The following is a 14,909-nucleotide window of genomic DNA, read 5'->3' as shown; positions in this document are numbered from 1 at the left end:
GCTTTACTGACGCTTCGCCGCGATCTCGGCATGATGTTTACGTTCGCCGATCATCACCACAATCAGCAGTAACACCGCCAGAATGCTGCCGCCGATCATCACCATAAAGCCGCCATCCCAGCCGAAGAAATCAACGGTATACCCGACAATCGCACTGGCGGCCACTGACCCGCCAAGGTACCCAAACAGACCGGTAAAGCCCGCAGCGGTGCCGGCGGCTTTTTTCGGTGCCAGTTCAAGGGCGTGCAGGCCAATCAACATTACCGGACCGTAAATCAGGAAGCCGATAACGATCATACAGGCCATATCGACGCCAGGATTACCAGCCGGATTAAGCCAGTAGACAATGGTGGCGATGGTCACCAGCGTCATAAAGAAGACCCCGGTTGCCCCACGGTTGCCACGGAAGACTTTGTCCGACATCCAGCCGCAGATTAAGGTCCCAGGGATCCCGGCATATTCATACAGGAAATAGGCCCATGAAGACTTATCCAGCGCGAAATGTTTCACCTCTTTCAGGTAGGTCGGTGACCAGTCCAGAATGCCGTAACGCAGTAAGTAAACGAACACGTTAGCGATAGCGATATACCACAGCAGACGGTTCGGGAAGACGTACTGCATGAAGATTTGCTTCGCCGTCAGCTCCTCTTCAGCCTTCTCGCTGTAATCATCCGGATAGTCGTTCTTATACTCTTCAATCGGCGGCAAGCCGCAGGATTGCGGCGTGTCGCGCATCATAGCGAAGGCAAAGAGCGCCACGATAATGGCGCCGAACGCTGGCATATAGAGCGCCGCCCGCCAGTCGTTAAACCAGGCCATGCCGAGCAGGAACAGCAGCGGTGGAATCCCGCCCCCCACGTTATGCGCGCAGTTCCAGACTGAGACGATGCCGCCACGCTCCTTCTGCGACCACCAGTGCACCATGGTGCGCCCGCATGGCGGCCACCCCATCCCCTGGAACCAGCCGCACAGGAACAGCAGGACGAACATCACTGCAATGCTGGAGGTCGCCCAGGGCACAAAGCCCATAAACAGCATGACTGCCGCAGCGAGGATCAAGCCGGCCGGGAGAAACACGCGCGGATTCGAACGATCCGACACCGAGCCCATGATGAATTTCGAAAATCCATAGGCAATAGAAATGCCGGACAGCGCAAAACCTAAATCGCCGCGCGAGAACCCCTGCTCCACCAGATAGGGCATCGCCAGGGCAAAGTTCTTGCGCACCAGATAGTAAGCGGCATAGCCGAAGAAAATGCCCAGAAAAATCTGCCAGCGCAGACGGCGGTAAAGGGGATCGACCTGGTCGGATGGAACGCGCGCCCGATGGGGTTCCGGTCTAAAAATACTCAGCATCTAAGCCTCCGTGGCGTATGTTTTTCATGATTTATGGCTGCTATGAGTGAAAACGAAACTACAGTGTGTTTCTCTGGCCGCAATATTAAGGAAAGTCTAATAAGAAAAAACCAACTGTCGCATTTTATGTTACAGAATTATGACAAAGCTCCAGTTTCACGCATCAAACACCCTTCCCGCTTTCGTTTTTTGTTCGAATATGCGCGATATCAAACAAACCACAGTGACAGTGTGGCTAAATAATAAAAATAATTTCGCTATGGAAGGACATGACGATGAGCAATGCGACTGACTTCGATGTCATCATTATTGGCGGGGGAGCAACCGGGGCAGGGATTGCGCGCGACTGCTCACTAAGGGGGCTGCGGGTTGCGCTGGTCGAACGGCATGATATCGCCACTGGCGCGACGGGCCGCAATCACGGGCTACTGCACAGTGGCGCACGCTACGCGGTGACCGATAATGAATCAGCGCGGGAATGCATCGCCGAAAACCAGATCCTCAAGCGTATCGCCCGTCACTGTATTGAGCCGACCGGCGGGCTGTTCATTACTCTGCCGGAGGACGATCTGGCCTGGCAGCAACACTTTATTGCTGCCTGCCAGAAAGCGGGCATCTCTGCGCAGGCGATGACACCTGAAGAAGCGCTACGCATTGAGCCAACCGTAAACCCGGCGCTCATCGGCGCGGTACGCGTTCCAGACGGCACCGTCGACCCCTTTCGCCTGACCGCCAGTAATATGCTTGATGCGCGCGAACACGGTGCAGTGATATTAACCGGGCATGCCGTATGTGGCCTGATTCGCCAGGGCGACCGGGTGAGCGGTGTGCAGTTGCTTCACCCCCAGTCGCGGGAAAAATATGCATTACATGCCCCCGTGGTGGTGAACGCCGCCGGCATTTGGGGGCAACATATCGCGGAATACGCCGATCTCCGCATTCGCATGTTCCCGGCGAAAGGCGCACTGCTCATTCTCGATCATCGTATCAATCAGCAGGTGATTAACCGCTGCCGTAAGCCTGCCGATGCCGACATCCTGGTGCCTGGCGACACCATTTCTCTGATTGGCACCACCTCTACCCACATTGATTACAACGACATTGATAACACGCGTGTCACCCCCGAGGAGGTCGAGATTCTCCTTCGTGAAGGGGAAAAACTGGCCCCGCGTATGGCGCAAACGCGCGTGCTGCGCGCCTATGCGGGTGTGCGTCCATTGGTCGCCAGTGACGATGATCCGACCGGGCGTAACGTCAGCCGCGGCATTGTCCTGCTCGACCATGCAGAACGAGACGGTATGGAGGGGTTCATTACCATCACCGGCGGCAAACTGATGACCTACCGCCTGATGGCAGAGTGGGCAACCGACGCAGTGTGTCGCAAGCTGAACCACAGCGCGTCCTGCACCACCGCCACTACGCCCCTGCCGGGCTCTCAGCAGCCGACGGAGCAGACGCTGCAAAAAATCATCTCCCTGCCCGTGCCGCTGCGCGGTTCGGCCGTTTATCGTCACGGGGATCGTACCCCGGACTGGCTGGGAAGCCATCGCCACAACCGCAGTCTGGTCTGCGAGTGTGAAGCGGTAACCGCTGGCGAGGTTCAGTATGCAGTGGAAAATCTCAACGTGAATTCGCTGCTGGATTTACGCCGGCGCACACGCGTGGGGATGGGGACCTGTCAGGGGGAATTATGCGCCTGCCGCGCGGCGGGGTTACTTGCCAGCCTGCGAGTGACCACCGAAGCCCAGTCCATCGATCAGCTTTCAGCCTTTCTCAATGAACGCTGGAAAGGGATAAAACCCGTCGCCTGGGGCGATGCGCTGCGCGAAAGCGAATTCACCCGCTGGGTCTACCAGGGGCTGTGCGGGCTGGAAAAGGAGTCTGAGCATGAACTTTGATACGGTCATTATTGGTGGCGGCCTGGCTGGATTACTCTGCGGTATTCGTTTACAGGAACAGGGTCAGCGCTGCGCGATTGTCAGCCGTGGGCAGAGCGCGCTCAGTTTTTCTTCCGGCTCACTCGACCTGCTCTCGCATCTGCCAAACGGCGAGCCAGTGAACAGTCTGGACACCGGCATTGCTGCGCTACAAGCGATGCAAAGCCCGCATCCGTATGCCCTGCTCGGCGTCGAACGCGTCCGTCACTACGCTCTGCTGGTACAGAACCTGCTGGCAGAGTGCGGCTTTGCCGCGCAAGGCCATGTGGACACACCGCATCAGCGCGTGACGCCGTTAGGCACTTTTCGTCAGGCGTGGCTTAGCCCAACCGAGGTTCCACATAAACCCGATGCCAGCAAAACGATTGGCATTGTGGGTATTAGCGGTTTTCTCGACTTCCAGCCAGCGCTGGCGGCGGCATCACTGAGAAAGCGTGGCGTGAATGTCAGTGCTGAAGAGATTGAGCTGCCCGTTCTCGACGCCTTGCGCGACAACCCGAGTGAATTCCGGGCGGTAAACATCGCCCGGGTGCTGGACAAACCGGAAAACTTTTCTGCACTCTATCGCGCACTTTTGCCATTAAGTCGCCGCTACGACATCCTTTATTTTCCTGCCTGTTTTGGTCTGGTAAACAGTGAAGTTTTTGCGCAACTCAATCAGCAACTCTCCTGCCCCCTTTTCCTCCTGCCGACGCTGCCCCCTTCGGTACCCGGCACGCGCATGCAGACCCTTTTGCAACAGCGCTTTGTACGTCTCGGTGGGACCTGGATGCCCGGAGACGAAGTCGTGAATGCCGATATTGCAGGGGGGCGAGTCACCCACGTCTGGACACGCAAGCACGAAGACATTCCGTTAACGCCGAAACATGTCGTGCTTGCCAGCGGCAGTTTCTTCAGCAATGGGCTGATAGCCGAACGCACCGGCGTACGCGAAGCCGTTTTTGGCCTTGATGTATTGCAGAGCGAAGGGCGCGAACACTGGTATCGGGACGATGTATTCGCTGCACAACCCTGGCAGCAATTTGGCGTGATAACCGATCGCCAGTTCCGTGCGCAACGTGGCGGCGTGCCTATCGAGAATCTCTATGTCATCGGTTCCGTTTTAGGGGGCTTTGATGCCGTGGCGCAAGGGTGCGGTGGCGGCGTATGCGCCACGACGGCGCTGTTTGCTGCCGATCGGATTGGCGCGTCAGGAGAGAGCAAATGATAACCACTCAATTTGAAAGCTGCATTAAATGTACCGCCTGTACCACGGTCTGCCCGGTCAGTGCTGTGAATCCGCATTATCCGGGCCCGAAACAGTCAGGGCCGGATGGTGAACGCCTGCGGCTCAAAGATCCGGCGTTGTTCGACGAAGCGTTAAAATATTGCACCAACTGCAAACGCTGCGAAACGGCCTGCCCATCCGGCGTTAAAATCGGTGATCTTATCCAGCGCGCCAGGGCACAGCATCCTCCCCAAAGCCGCTCGTTACGCAATGCCATTCTCAGCCATACCGATTTTATGGGCTCGATCTCAACGCCCTTTGCGCCATTGATTAATGCCGCAACCGGACTCAAGCCAGTGCGTCAGTTGCTGGACGCGGCGCTCAAAATTGACCATCGCCGCACGCTGCCGAAATATTCAAGCGGCACGTTCCGCCGTTGGTACCGTTCCGTCGCCGAGCAACAGAAAAACTTCACTCAGCAGGTGGCGTTTTTTCACGGTTGCTACGTGAATTACAACAATCCCCAACTGGGCAAAGACATGCTGAAGGTACTCAATGCCATGGGCATTGGTGTACAACTGCTGCACCAGGAAAAATGCTGCGGCGTGCCGCTCATCGCTAACGGCTATATCGAAAAAGCCAAAAAACAGGCCAACGTTAATTTACGGGCCATTGAGCAGAAGGTGAATGAAGATGGGTTGCAGGTCATTGCGACGTCAACAACCTGTACCTTTACGCTGCGCGATGAATATCCACACGTGCTGGATGTGGATAACCAGCACCTGCGCGCGCATATCGATCTGGCTACCCGCTGGGTGTGGCGAAAACTGGCGGAAGGGGCCGCGTTACCGTTACGCGAACTGCCGCTAAAAGTGGTCTATCACACCCCTTGTCATATGGAGAAAATGGGCTGGACGCATTACACCCTTGATCTGCTGCGACGCATCCCTGGGCTGGAATTGACGGTACTGGACTCGCGCTGCTGCGGTATTGCGGGCACCTATGGCTTTAAGAGTGAAAACTACCCCACCTCACAGGCTATTGGTGAGCCGTTGTTCCGACAGATAGAGGAGAGCGGTGCGGACCTGGTGATCAGTGACTGCGAAACCTGTAAATGGCAGATTGAGATGTCCACCAGCAAACGCTGCGAACACCCTTTCACCCTGCTGGCGCAGGCGCTGCGTTAGAAGGAAGAACCCTCCCGACCACGGGAGGGAATGCACTTATTCGACGGTTAACGACTCGACGACATTGATCCAGCCGTGATCGCTGGCAAGATCTCTACCGTTCAGCCAGCGGCGTAAAATATTTAACGCCATCATCGCACACACCTCCTGACGGACCGCCAGACTGTATCGGGTGGTGTTGAATTTTACCCGTAGCGCATGCGTGCCTTCCGGCGTCGCCAGCGCAAAGTTCAGGAACTCCTCTTCCAGCCCGGTGACGGTCAGAGCAAGCCCGGCCAGGTGGCGGTTTCGCAGACCTGCCGCCCAGCGCGCCGCCTGTAACAAAGCTTCGTCCTGCGACGGTAACACTTCGCTGACCAGCAATGGCGCCCCCGCACGGGACAGTTGCAGTGCCACCAGACCGCCCGTGAACTGCTCGCTCAGCGTCAGGCTGAGCTGGCGCTCGCGCAGCTTTTGCGCAAGCAAAGCAGGCAGGCCTACCGTGCCTTCAAAAATCAGGCTTTCACCCGCGACCCGCTGGACTTCCGGCCAGATAGCCTCCATTGCCTGTTTATGCTCTGCCGGACCGGTAAGCTTGAGCTCAATAATAGGCATCGATGAGCGATAGCCCATCACCACACCTTCCGGCAACGACAGATGCGCCAGATTTTGCGCCAGATCGCTTTCAGAACGACCAAACGTGGTCAGTCGCAGGCAAACCGGCGGTTCCGGGAGCGTGAACCGAGCGCGCAGGCGAGGCAGAATTTCTTTCTCCACCATCACTTTGAACTCTGAGGGCACACCTGGGGTAAAGAACATCAGGCAACGGTTTAGCTGCACGGCAAAGCCACAGGCGGTGCCGACCGGATTATCCACCAGCTCTGCACTCGCTGGAATTTCTGCCTGTTTGCGATTGCTCGGCACCATAACCCGTCCGCGCTCACTGAAAAAGTGCTCCATTTGTACCAGCCACTCTTCATGTAAAACCAGTTCTTCACCTTTGGCTTTAGCCGCAGCGAGCGCACTGAGGTCATCACTGGTTGGACCTAACCCACCGTTAACAATCAAAATATCAGCGTGTTCACTGCGTTCACGCAAAATGGCAATCAAATCATTCAGGTTGTCGCCAACGGTATTACGCCGCGTTAAGGGTAAACCCTGATTAAAGAAAAAGTCTGCCAGCCAGGCTGCGTTGGTATCGACAATCTGCCCATGCAGCACTTCATCACCGGTTGACAGCATCTCCACGTTTAACATTATTTTCTCCAGCAATAGAGGTCAAAACACTATAACGCATGAGAGGAAGAAAGGAGGTAAGAAACTGGCGCGACGGAGGCCGCGCCGGAGAGGATAATCAGAAGCTGGCGTTTACACCTACGTATGGGCCATCAGCAACGGTGTTATCACGTTTGCCGTCTTTGCCTGTCATATCCACATAGCGGTATCCAGCCTCGATACTCAGCGGGCGAATCAGGGTTAAACGTGCCCCGGCATTCGCTTCTTTATAATCTTCCACGCCGCTGGAAAGCGAATCCGGCGAATAGTAATACTCACCGAAGAGACGGAAGCTGTCGCTAACCTGCCAGGCCAGACCGCCGCCCACGGCTGCGGCATAACCTTCACTGCCGGCGTTAGGGTTAAGGTAGACACCTTTGCCCCCAACGGTTCCCATGAAGGGGCCCAGCGGGATGTTATAACCCAGCCCAACGCCTGCGATGTCTCCATCGTCATCGCTGTGCGCCCAGTTGCCGCTTAAGGCCAGGCCGCTGCTCTCGGTCCCCATGCCTACCCCCAGGTTCGTGTAGTGCTCGCCAACCTGGCCGCTCAGGCTAATAGCATTCGCACCGGCAGAGGCCAGCAGCAGGGCAGCAACGCCCATATAAGCAATTTTTTTCATTTAACGTTCCGCGCAAAAAGTATCAAGCAATCAAAGCCGCTGATTGTACGATCATTTTTTTTGCAAAGAGTGAACTAAAAATGATTTGTTACATCAATCGTCGCTTTTTATACCATTCACAGTATCAACTGCATCCTGAGCCTGATGATGGTATAACCAATACCCTTCTTTCAATAAGGACTATGCAATGAGACAAAGGACGATTGTGTGCCCACTGATTCAAAACCGGGGGGACTATCTGCTCTGTAAAATGGCCGATGACCGTGGGGTTTTTCCAGGGCAGTGGGCACTTTCGGGCGGTGGCGTTGAACCGGGAGAGCGCATAGAAGAGGCGCTGCGAAGAGAGATACGTGAAGAGTTAGGCGATAAGCTCATTCTTGAAACCATCACCCCCTGGACGTTTAGCGATGACCTACGCATAAAAACGTACGCTGATGGCAGTAAAGAGGAAATCTATATGATCTACCTGATTTTTGACTGCATCAGCGCTAACCGTGACGTCACTATTAATGAAGAGTTTCAGGACTGGGCGTGGGTGAATCCGGCCGATCTGGCTGACTATGATCTGAACGTCGCTACCCGACGGACGCTCACGCAAAAAGGCCTGCTCTGAGATGGAAAATCTGGCGCACTCAGTGCGAAATGTGCGCCAGTTCGGTTTCGCTTAGACCCGTTATTTGCAGCACCAACGCCTTTTCAATCCCACGACTTAACATCTGTCTGGCGATACGCAGCGCTTCTGCCTTTTGTCCTGCATCGTGGCCCTCTTTTCGTCCCTGACGAAACCCTTTTCGTCTTCCTCGTTCTTCGAGATGATCTGCAATGGTCATCAACGTCTCCTTATGTTGGGGGGAACGCAGAGCCAGCTGGCGTAGAAAAGCGACTGGCGTGGGCGTATTTCCGCTGCTGAGCAAATAGTGTATGGCCGACTCTAACTGATGCTCAGTAGTGTATCCCAGCAATAAAGTCGTGACCAGTTTGTCCAGCATTAGGGTCAGATCCCGCTGACGAATATGCTTTTGCAGCAGTTCCAGCAGGGCAATACGCTTGTGCTCCATAATGTGTTCATCGGGTATCACCGTGACATCCACCAGCGGAAATGCTGAGTGATAAAGCCGACCGGCAAGAGCAGGATCGTCAAACTCATCCAGCCAGCATAATGACCAGGGATAAGGACTCACATTGCCATGGTAAAAAAGAAGCGGTATGACCAACGGTAGCGATGTGTTGCCAGCATCAAGATGACGCTGCATCGCTGCCACGGAATAGCGTAATAAACGAAAAGCCATATGCTTATCCGGTGAGCTTTGATGTTCAATTAACGCGTAGATGTATCCAGGACGGTCACGCATGCGTACTGAATACAGGACATCCGAATAACAGGCGCGTAAGTGGTCATCAATAAAATTGCCAGATTCAAGCTTTAGCGTGTTGAGATCGCACAGTGCCCGCAGATGTCCAGGCAGGTGAATAGCCAAAAAATCCTGTGCAGTTTCTTTATGCGTGAGGAAACGTTTGAATAACGCATCATGCACTGACGTCCCTGTTCGGTGTTTCATCTTTGCCCCTGAAAATCCAAGAATGTCCAGGGAGACTACCACTCACATTATGCGCTGACAGAAAAGCGATGGAAGCATGGAAAGCGCTACGCAAAAAATCATTGTCCCATCTGGGTGGTGACCCAATCCTGCAACGCACGGCGAGAGATTTTAATGCCACCCTGAACCAGATTCTCCGGCAGGGATAACCACCTGACCGGCTGCTGAAAACGGGCCAGCTTTTGACGCGACCAGCATTCAAGCTCGGAGACATCCAGCAGCGGGTTGCCCTCCACAACCGCAACCGGCCGCTGACCAAATTCACGATCGTTTATTGGCGTAACGAAGACTTGCCGGACTTGTGGATGCCCGGCAATAACACGTTCGACTTCTTCAGGCTGAACGCCCTCTCCACCACTGAAAAAGAGATTATCCAGGCGACCGAGAATAGTCAGGCTACCGTTAACAAGCTCTCCTCTGTCACGGGTGGCGAACCAGCCGCTTTCGTTCAGAATGGGAAATAAAGCCCCCTCCCGCCAGTAACCTGAGGCCGCACTGGCCGCACGCAGCCAGACCTCACCGTTAACGATGCGCACTTCACGCCCTGGCAAAGCGCAACCCACATCAGACTCACCATCAGCTGCTTTCGCGCAGACGGTAGAGGCAAACTCCGTCAAGCCGTAGCCACACCAGGTCATGATCCCTCGCTCCCTGGCATGGTTTGTCAGGTCGACCGGGATCGCCGCACCGCCCAGCAGCACGGCCTTAAGGGCGATGGATTCACTGTCATTGAACAAGCGCCAGAGCTGCGTAGGTACCAGCGAAGCGTGCGTACAGCCCTGCAGCGCTGCGGCCAACGGCTTATCAGAGAGGGTCATTTTCGCGCCCGCCAGCAGCCAGCGCCAGAGTATTCCTTGCCCGGACACATGGTACAGGGGCAGCGAGAGTAACCAGTCATCCTCAGGCGAAAAAGGGATGAGCGCCAGTACACCTTCAGCACTTGCCAGATGAGCGCGACAGGTATGAACCGCGGCTTTGGGGAGTCCGCTCGAACCGGAGGTCAGCGTCATGGAGGCCAGGCGTTCCGGCTGCCAGCCCACGTCATATCCTCCCGCCGCATCGCGAAGTTCAAGCGCTTGCAGCCCGGCGTACTGTGCGTCATCGGCAAGATTTAGCGAGAACGTCAACGTCAGCGAAGGCAGCAGCGCTTCAAGCAATGAAGAAGGAAGTTGAGGATTAACCGGCAGCACGCGCACGCCACACTGCAGCAAGGCCAGCCAGGATAGCAACATATCAGGATGATTTTTGCCACGCAGCATCACTCCGTCGCCGGGAGCTATCCCCTGCCCGGCAAAGCCACTGGCCAGTGCATCAATGCGCGTGCACAAAGCGCGCCAGCTTAGCGTCTCGTCACCTAAACGCAGCGCGGGCCTGTCACCACAGATTGCACGCCAGTGTCGCCAGGGCCAGTCGCTGAAGCGGCTCATAATAAGGGCTCCAGCACGTCAACATCCTGGCAAGGCAGCAGGCAATTGGGCCAGCGGCGCAGCAGTTGTGTCTGCATCAGGTTCAGCGTATCGAGACCGGGTATGCTTTCCGGCGTCAGCCAGCCGGCAATACGCGCAAGCTGGGTCAGTCCCAGACTCGACTCAAGCGAAGAGCTGATCACCACCTCCAGGCCTAACGCTTTTGCTGTCGCAACCTGAGCCTGAACTTTCTCCAGGCTCCCGGTCAGGGTGGGCTTAACGATCACGGCCCGCACCCCCTCTTGCGCTTCAAAGACAAAGTCGGCGTCACGCAGGCTTTCATCCCAGGCGATGGCGATACCGGTGTTAAGAGCGAAGTCACGTGAATCGTCCCGCGTTTTGCAGGGTTCTTCCAGAAAAGCGATACGTTCGCGATACGCCGGGTTGACGTATTTGGCAAATTGCTGCGCTTTCAACGGTGTCCAGGCGCGATTGGCATCCAGACGCAGTCGCAGAGCAGGAAGGGCTTCCAGCAGCAGATTGACCACCATCCCGTCGCGAACGGCTTCGTACAAACCGACTTTAATTTTTGCCACTTTTTCGCCCGGCATCGCCGCCAGGGCAACAATGAGCTCATCCGGATCGCCGGTACAAAGCATCGCAGCGCGATAATTTGCCGCCTGCGGCAGAGTATGGTGCAGTTCCGCCAGCGCACAGCTGAGACCGAAATCGGCAGAGGGTATACCCGGTAATTGAGGATCGGCCCCGGCTCGCCAGGCTTTTGCCCAGGCAAGCGCCGCGACCGTTGCCTCTTCCAGCGATTCCTGACTAAAGCCCGGCAGGGGTGAAATCTCCCCCCAACCTTCTTGCCCAGCGTCCTGCAGATGCACAAATAGCCCGTCGCGGGTTTTCAGCCGCCGCTCACGCAGCACCACCCCCGCATCCATCGGTATCTGCCAGCGGTAAACCTGCACCCGTCGCATTACGGATTCCGTTTGAATTTGCTGAAGTCAGGTTGCCGTTTTTCGTTAAACGCGTTGCGGCCTTCCTGCCCTTCTTCGGTCATGTAGAACAGCATAGTGGCATTACCCGCCAGTTCCTGCAGGCCAGCCTGCCCATCGCAGTCCGCATTCAGTGCCGCTTTCAGGCAGCGCAGCGCCATCGGGCTGTTTTGCAGCATTTCACGACACCAGCGCACGGTTTCACGTTCCAGTTCAGCCACCGGTACCACGGTGTTGACCAGCCCCATATCCAGCGCCTCTTTGGCATTGTACTGGCGGCAGAGGAACCAGATTTCGCGGGCTTTTTTCTGGCCGACAATACGGGCCATATAAGACGCACCCCAGCCGCCGTCAAACGATCCGACTTTCGGGCCGGTCTGACCGAAGATGGCGTTCTCCGCGGCAATCGTCAGGTCACACATCATGTGCAGCACATGGCCGCCACCGATAGAGTAGCCAGCCACCGCGGCAATAACCGGTTTTGGGCAGGTGCGGATTTGACGCTGGAAGTCGAGCACGTTGAGATGGTGCACGCCGGAGTCGTCTTTGTATCCGCCGTAGTCACCACGCACCTTCTGGTCACCACCGGAACAGAAGGCTTTGTCACCCTCACCGGTCAGAATAATCACGCCGATATCATCGTCGTAACGCGCATCGGACAGCGCCTGAATCATCTCTTTAACGGTCAGCGGGCGAAACGCATTACGCACCTGGGGACGATTAATGGTGATTTTGGCAATGCCGTCCGCGGATTTGTGATAGCGAATATCACTAAACCCTTCAGAACAGTCCTGCCAGTCAATCGGTGCATAAAGCATTGTTTCATCAGGATAGATCATAATATGCCCTTTATATCAGACGCAGAATTTTTGTAAGGCACCGGGCAACGGCGTCGGGGTTTTCCCGGTGTGCGTTGTGCCCGGCGTAAGGGATGACATGACAGCGTGCGGCGACCTCGGCCGACAATGCACGAAACTTACCGTCAAATTCACCGCATAAATAATGAACAGGAAACGCGCAGTGACGCAGCGCCGCACGCAAATCGGGTTGCATGGCCAGCGAGGTGGCTTCCAGCATTGCGGCCAGCGCCTCGCCGTTGTTCCTGCTGCGTAGTGCAACCAGCGCTTCGCGCTGCGAAGGCAGGAGTGAGGCAAAAACGGGCTGTTGATACCAGTCAGTAAACACCTGACTTAGCGGTTCATGACGAAATCGTTCAGCCCAGCGTTGGTCTGACGTCAGGCGCAGAAGGCGCTCACCGTCATCACCGAGACCCGGATGCCCGCCTTCAACAATCAATCCGCCTATCCCTGGCGGCTGCTGACAAGCAAAATCCATTGCCACCCGTCCACCGAGTGAGTAGCCCACCAGCCAGTATCTATGTATGTTGTAACTATTTAGAGTGTTCAGCAGTAAGCTGCGCATTTCGGTAAACGAGGAGACAACCACATCGGCCGAACCACCATGTCCTGGTAAATCAACATACAGTGCCGGGCACGCCGTAACGTGCTCACCCACCGCCTGCCACTCCCGGGCATCGCCAGAGAAGCCGTGCAGGAAGACCCACCACGGCCCAGTGGCATCGGCATTTTTCACCTGCGCGTGCAGCATCAAAACTGGCTCACCTGCGCCAGCAAACTTTGTAAAGTTTGTGCGCCATCGGTATCGTCTACCACCAGCTCAATCAGCGTGGTACCGGGTCGCCCCCAGGCGTTGGCTAATGCGCTTTCCAGCGCCTGCCAGTCGGTCGGGCGGTGATATTTCAGCTCAAACATGGCCGCCGCGTGCTCAAAGTGCACATTCTGTGGCATCAGGTAGAACTGTTCACGCTCGCGTTGCGGCGTTGGCAGTAAGGAGAAAATTTGTCCGCCGTTGTTGTTAACCACGATCAGTACAAAGGGTGCGGACACCTGGCGCAATAAGGCCAGCGCGTTGAGATCGTAAAGGGCGGAGAGATCGCCCACTAAGGCCAGCGTGGGCCGTGCGCTTGCGCGTTGAACCCCTGCAGCCGTCGAGAGAAGACCGTCAATACCGCTGGCGCCACGATTACTATAAACGGGATAACCTGCCGGGATTTTCCCCAATGCATCTACCAGACGCACCACCAGACTGTTTCCCAGGAACAATTGCCCCTGCTCTGGCAAATAATTCGCCAGTCGGTGCGCCAGCTGCGCTTCACCAAAGTGTTCCCGGCGCTCTGCCACCGCATTCCAGGCCTGGGCCGACAGTTGCGGGAGTTCAACACACCAGGGCGCGCGCACTTCCGCAGGGTGCGCATCCAGCCAGTCAGCAACCGTTGCGGTCAGCCGACGACCACGGTGGTGCGCCGGATCGAGACGCCCCTGCATCGGGTCAACCAGCCAGTACTCTTCCGGTTCGCAGGTGGCCTGCCACTGTAAAAGGCGTTTGCCCGTCAGGCTCCCACCCAGTTGCACCACAATTTGCGCCTGCTGCAGTTCGCTCACTGCGCGCGCATTGCCCAACCATAAATCGGCGCATGGCAACGGTTGCCCGGTCTGTGACAGGACATCACCAATGAGTGGCCAGCCGAGCGTTTTAGCCCAGGCGGCAACCAGCTTGCCTTCGGCGGCACTCATGCGGCCTGCCACGACCACACCGCGCTTTTGCCGCCAGAAGAACCAGTCTCGCTGAGGGGCGCTGACGGTATGCAAATCTTCGCGTAGCCAGGGTTTATCGTCCTGCCACCAGCCGCCCGGTGCCTGCTGCCAGGCAAGGCCAGTTTCATCCATTTCACCGTACAGGGGCTCAGCAAAGGGACTGTTGATGTGTACCGCGCCGGTTTGTGCTGAGGCAACAAGGTTATCAATGGCCGAAATCAACCAGCGGGCAGGAATATCCTGCGAGGGTCGCGGCAATGCGAGAGATTGTGTGGGGTGGGTGGCAAAAATATCGGGCTGGCGAATCGCCTGATTCGCACCGCAATCAATCAGTTCCGGCGGCCTGTCTGCCGTGAGCAGAATGAGCCTTTCGCCGGTCAGGCTCGCTTCAATCACTGCCGGATACAGGTTTGCTACCGCCGTGCCGGACGTCACAATCACCGCAACGGGCGAACGACTCGCCTTTGCCAGACCGAGTGCCAGGTGCCCCAGACCGCGCTCATCAAAGTGCGTATGGTGAATAAACGCCGGGTTCTCTGCCGCTGCCAGGGTCAAAGGCGTGGAACGGGAGCCAGGGGCGATACAAACATGGCGTACGCCATGGCGTGTTAAGGCTTCGAGGATGACCGCGGCCCAGCGTCGGTTAAAAGCACTCACTGACATAAAATTGTCCGGTATCAATAATGCGGTTCAGTATAAAGAATCGAAAACAATAGATTTTTGATA

The 14,909-nt window shown here is 56.3% G+C and carries 13 protein-coding genes; 4 read left to right on the top strand and 9 right to left on the bottom strand.

Features of this window, described 5'->3' with window-relative positions; translation table 11 throughout:
• Positions 1 to 3: 3 nt before the first annotated feature.
• Positions 4 to 1,356 (bottom strand): glycerol-3-phosphate transporter, encoded by a 1,353-nt coding sequence (gene glpT, locus ACUY4Q_RS07820; RefSeq protein WP_458046482.1) that lies wholly within the window; start codon positions 1,354 to 1,356, stop codon positions 4 to 6.
• A 275-nt stretch (positions 1,357 to 1,631) separates the two neighbouring features.
• On the opposite strand from glpT, the gene glpA reads away from it, so the two are divergent.
• The 3 genes from glpA to glpC are packed head-to-tail and all read left to right on the top strand — an operon-like array spanning position 1,632 to position 5,687.
• Positions 1,632 to 3,254: an anaerobic glycerol-3-phosphate dehydrogenase subunit A gene (gene glpA / locus ACUY4Q_RS07815; protein WP_458046481.1), complete on the top strand. Its 1,623-nt coding sequence runs from the start codon at positions 1,632 to 1,634 to the stop codon at positions 3,252 to 3,254.
• Positions 3,244 to 4,500: a glycerol-3-phosphate dehydrogenase subunit GlpB gene (glpB, locus tag ACUY4Q_RS07810; protein WP_458046480.1), complete on the top strand. Its 1,257-nt coding sequence runs from the start codon at positions 3,244 to 3,246 to the stop codon at positions 4,498 to 4,500. Before glpA ends, glpB begins: the two co-directional genes overlap by 11 nt.
• Positions 4,497 to 5,687 (top strand): anaerobic glycerol-3-phosphate dehydrogenase subunit GlpC, encoded by a 1,191-nt coding sequence (gene glpC, locus ACUY4Q_RS07805; RefSeq protein WP_458046479.1) that lies wholly within the window; start codon positions 4,497 to 4,499, stop codon positions 5,685 to 5,687. The genes glpB and glpC overlap by 4 nt, the downstream gene beginning before the upstream one ends.
• A gap of 36 nt (positions 5,688 to 5,723) precedes the next feature.
• Here glpC and ACUY4Q_RS07800 read toward each other — a convergent pair whose 3' ends face one another.
• Both ACUY4Q_RS07800 and ACUY4Q_RS07795 read right to left on the bottom strand, forming a co-directional pair.
• Positions 5,724 to 6,923 carry a nicotinamide mononucleotide deamidase-related protein YfaY gene (locus ACUY4Q_RS07800; protein WP_458046478.1) on the bottom strand — a complete coding sequence of 400 codons (1,200 nt, stop codon included), beginning with the start codon at positions 6,921 to 6,923 and terminating at the stop codon, positions 5,724 to 5,726.
• 97 nt (positions 6,924 to 7,020) lie between these two features.
• Positions 7,021 to 7,563: a YfaZ family outer membrane protein gene (locus tag ACUY4Q_RS07795; RefSeq protein WP_458046477.1), complete on the bottom strand. Its 543-nt coding sequence runs from the start codon at positions 7,561 to 7,563 to the stop codon at positions 7,021 to 7,023.
• A 187-nt stretch (positions 7,564 to 7,750) separates the two neighbouring features.
• Between ACUY4Q_RS07795 and nudI the strand changes: the two genes are divergently transcribed.
• Positions 7,751 to 8,176: a nucleoside triphosphatase NudI gene (gene nudI, locus ACUY4Q_RS07790; protein ID WP_458046476.1), complete on the top strand. Its 426-nt coding sequence runs from the start codon at positions 7,751 to 7,753 to the stop codon at positions 8,174 to 8,176.
• A 19-nt stretch (positions 8,177 to 8,195) separates the two neighbouring features.
• Here the strand turns inward: nudI and ACUY4Q_RS07785 are convergent, their stop codons facing one another.
• The 6 genes from ACUY4Q_RS07785 to menD all read right to left on the bottom strand — a co-directional run bounded on the left by ACUY4Q_RS07785 (position 8,196) and on the right by menD (position 14,846).
• On the bottom strand, positions 8,196 to 9,122 hold the full coding sequence (locus ACUY4Q_RS07785) for an Rpn family recombination-promoting nuclease/putative transposase (RefSeq protein WP_458046475.1): 927 nt from the start codon (positions 9,120 to 9,122) through the stop codon (positions 8,196 to 8,198).
• A 98-nt stretch (positions 9,123 to 9,220) separates the two neighbouring features.
• Complete coding sequence (menE, locus tag ACUY4Q_RS07780; RefSeq protein WP_458046474.1) at positions 9,221 to 10,588, bottom strand: o-succinylbenzoate--CoA ligase; 1,368 nt, start codon at positions 10,586 to 10,588, stop codon at positions 9,221 to 9,223.
• Entirely contained in the window at positions 10,585 to 11,550 is a 966-nt protein-coding gene (gene menC / locus ACUY4Q_RS07775) for an o-succinylbenzoate synthase (protein ID WP_458046473.1), read from the bottom strand. The genes menE and menC overlap by 4 nt, the downstream gene beginning before the upstream one ends.
• On the bottom strand, positions 11,550 to 12,407 hold the full coding sequence (gene menB, locus ACUY4Q_RS07770; protein ID WP_458046472.1) for a 1,4-dihydroxy-2-naphthoyl-CoA synthase: 858 nt from the start codon (positions 12,405 to 12,407) through the stop codon (positions 11,550 to 11,552). Before menB ends, menC begins: the two co-directional genes overlap by 1 nt.
• Positions 12,408 to 12,417: 10 nt before the next feature.
• Positions 12,418 to 13,179: a 2-succinyl-6-hydroxy-2,4-cyclohexadiene-1-carboxylate synthase gene (menH, locus tag ACUY4Q_RS07765; protein WP_458046471.1), complete on the bottom strand. Its 762-nt coding sequence runs from the start codon at positions 13,177 to 13,179 to the stop codon at positions 12,418 to 12,420.
• Positions 13,176 to 14,846 (bottom strand): 2-succinyl-5-enolpyruvyl-6-hydroxy-3-cyclohexene-1-carboxylic-acid synthase, encoded by a 1,671-nt coding sequence (menD, locus tag ACUY4Q_RS07760; RefSeq protein ID WP_458046470.1) that lies wholly within the window; start codon positions 14,844 to 14,846, stop codon positions 13,176 to 13,178. The genes menH and menD overlap by 4 nt, the downstream gene beginning before the upstream one ends.
• Positions 14,847 to 14,909: the final 63 nt, after the last annotated feature.

It is taken from the genome of Phytobacter cepae, from assembly GCF_054165735.1.
The sequence above is the reverse complement of the archived record's forward strand: the minus strand, read 5'-3'. Positions and strand labels throughout refer to the sequence as shown.

Excerpts from the sequence above, each read along its gene's own strand:
- glpT (WP_458046482.1), bottom strand. The coding sequence starts at position 1,356 with ATGCTGAGTATTTTTAGACCGGAACCCCATCGGGCGCGCGTTCCATCC.
- glpA (WP_458046481.1), top strand. The coding sequence starts at position 1,632 with ATGAGCAATGCGACTGACTTCGATGTCATCATTATTGGCGGGGGAGCA.
- glpB (WP_458046480.1), top strand. The coding sequence starts at position 3,244 with ATGAACTTTGATACGGTCATTATTGGTGGCGGCCTGGCTGGATTACTC.
- glpC (WP_458046479.1), top strand. The coding sequence starts at position 4,497 with ATGATAACCACTCAATTTGAAAGCTGCATTAAATGTACCGCCTGTACC.
- ACUY4Q_RS07800 (WP_458046478.1), bottom strand. The coding sequence starts at position 6,923 with ATGTTAAACGTGGAGATGCTGTCAACCGGTGATGAAGTGCTGCATGGG.
- ACUY4Q_RS07795 (WP_458046477.1), bottom strand. The coding sequence starts at position 7,563 with ATGAAAAAAATTGCTTATATGGGCGTTGCTGCCCTGCTGCTGGCCTCT.
- nudI (WP_458046476.1), top strand. The coding sequence starts at position 7,751 with ATGAGACAAAGGACGATTGTGTGCCCACTGATTCAAAACCGGGGGGAC.
- ACUY4Q_RS07785 (WP_458046475.1), bottom strand. The coding sequence starts at position 9,122 with ATGAAACACCGAACAGGGACGTCAGTGCATGATGCGTTATTCAAACGT.
- menE (WP_458046474.1), bottom strand. The coding sequence starts at position 10,588 with ATGAGCCGCTTCAGCGACTGGCCCTGGCGACACTGGCGTGCAATCTGT.
- menC (WP_458046473.1), bottom strand. The coding sequence starts at position 11,550 with ATGCGACGGGTGCAGGTTTACCGCTGGCAGATACCGATGGATGCGGGG.
- menB (WP_458046472.1), bottom strand. The coding sequence starts at position 12,407 with ATGATCTATCCTGATGAAACAATGCTTTATGCACCGATTGACTGGCAG.
- menD (WP_458046470.1), bottom strand. The coding sequence starts at position 14,846 with ATGTCAGTGAGTGCTTTTAACCGACGCTGGGCCGCGGTCATCCTCGAA.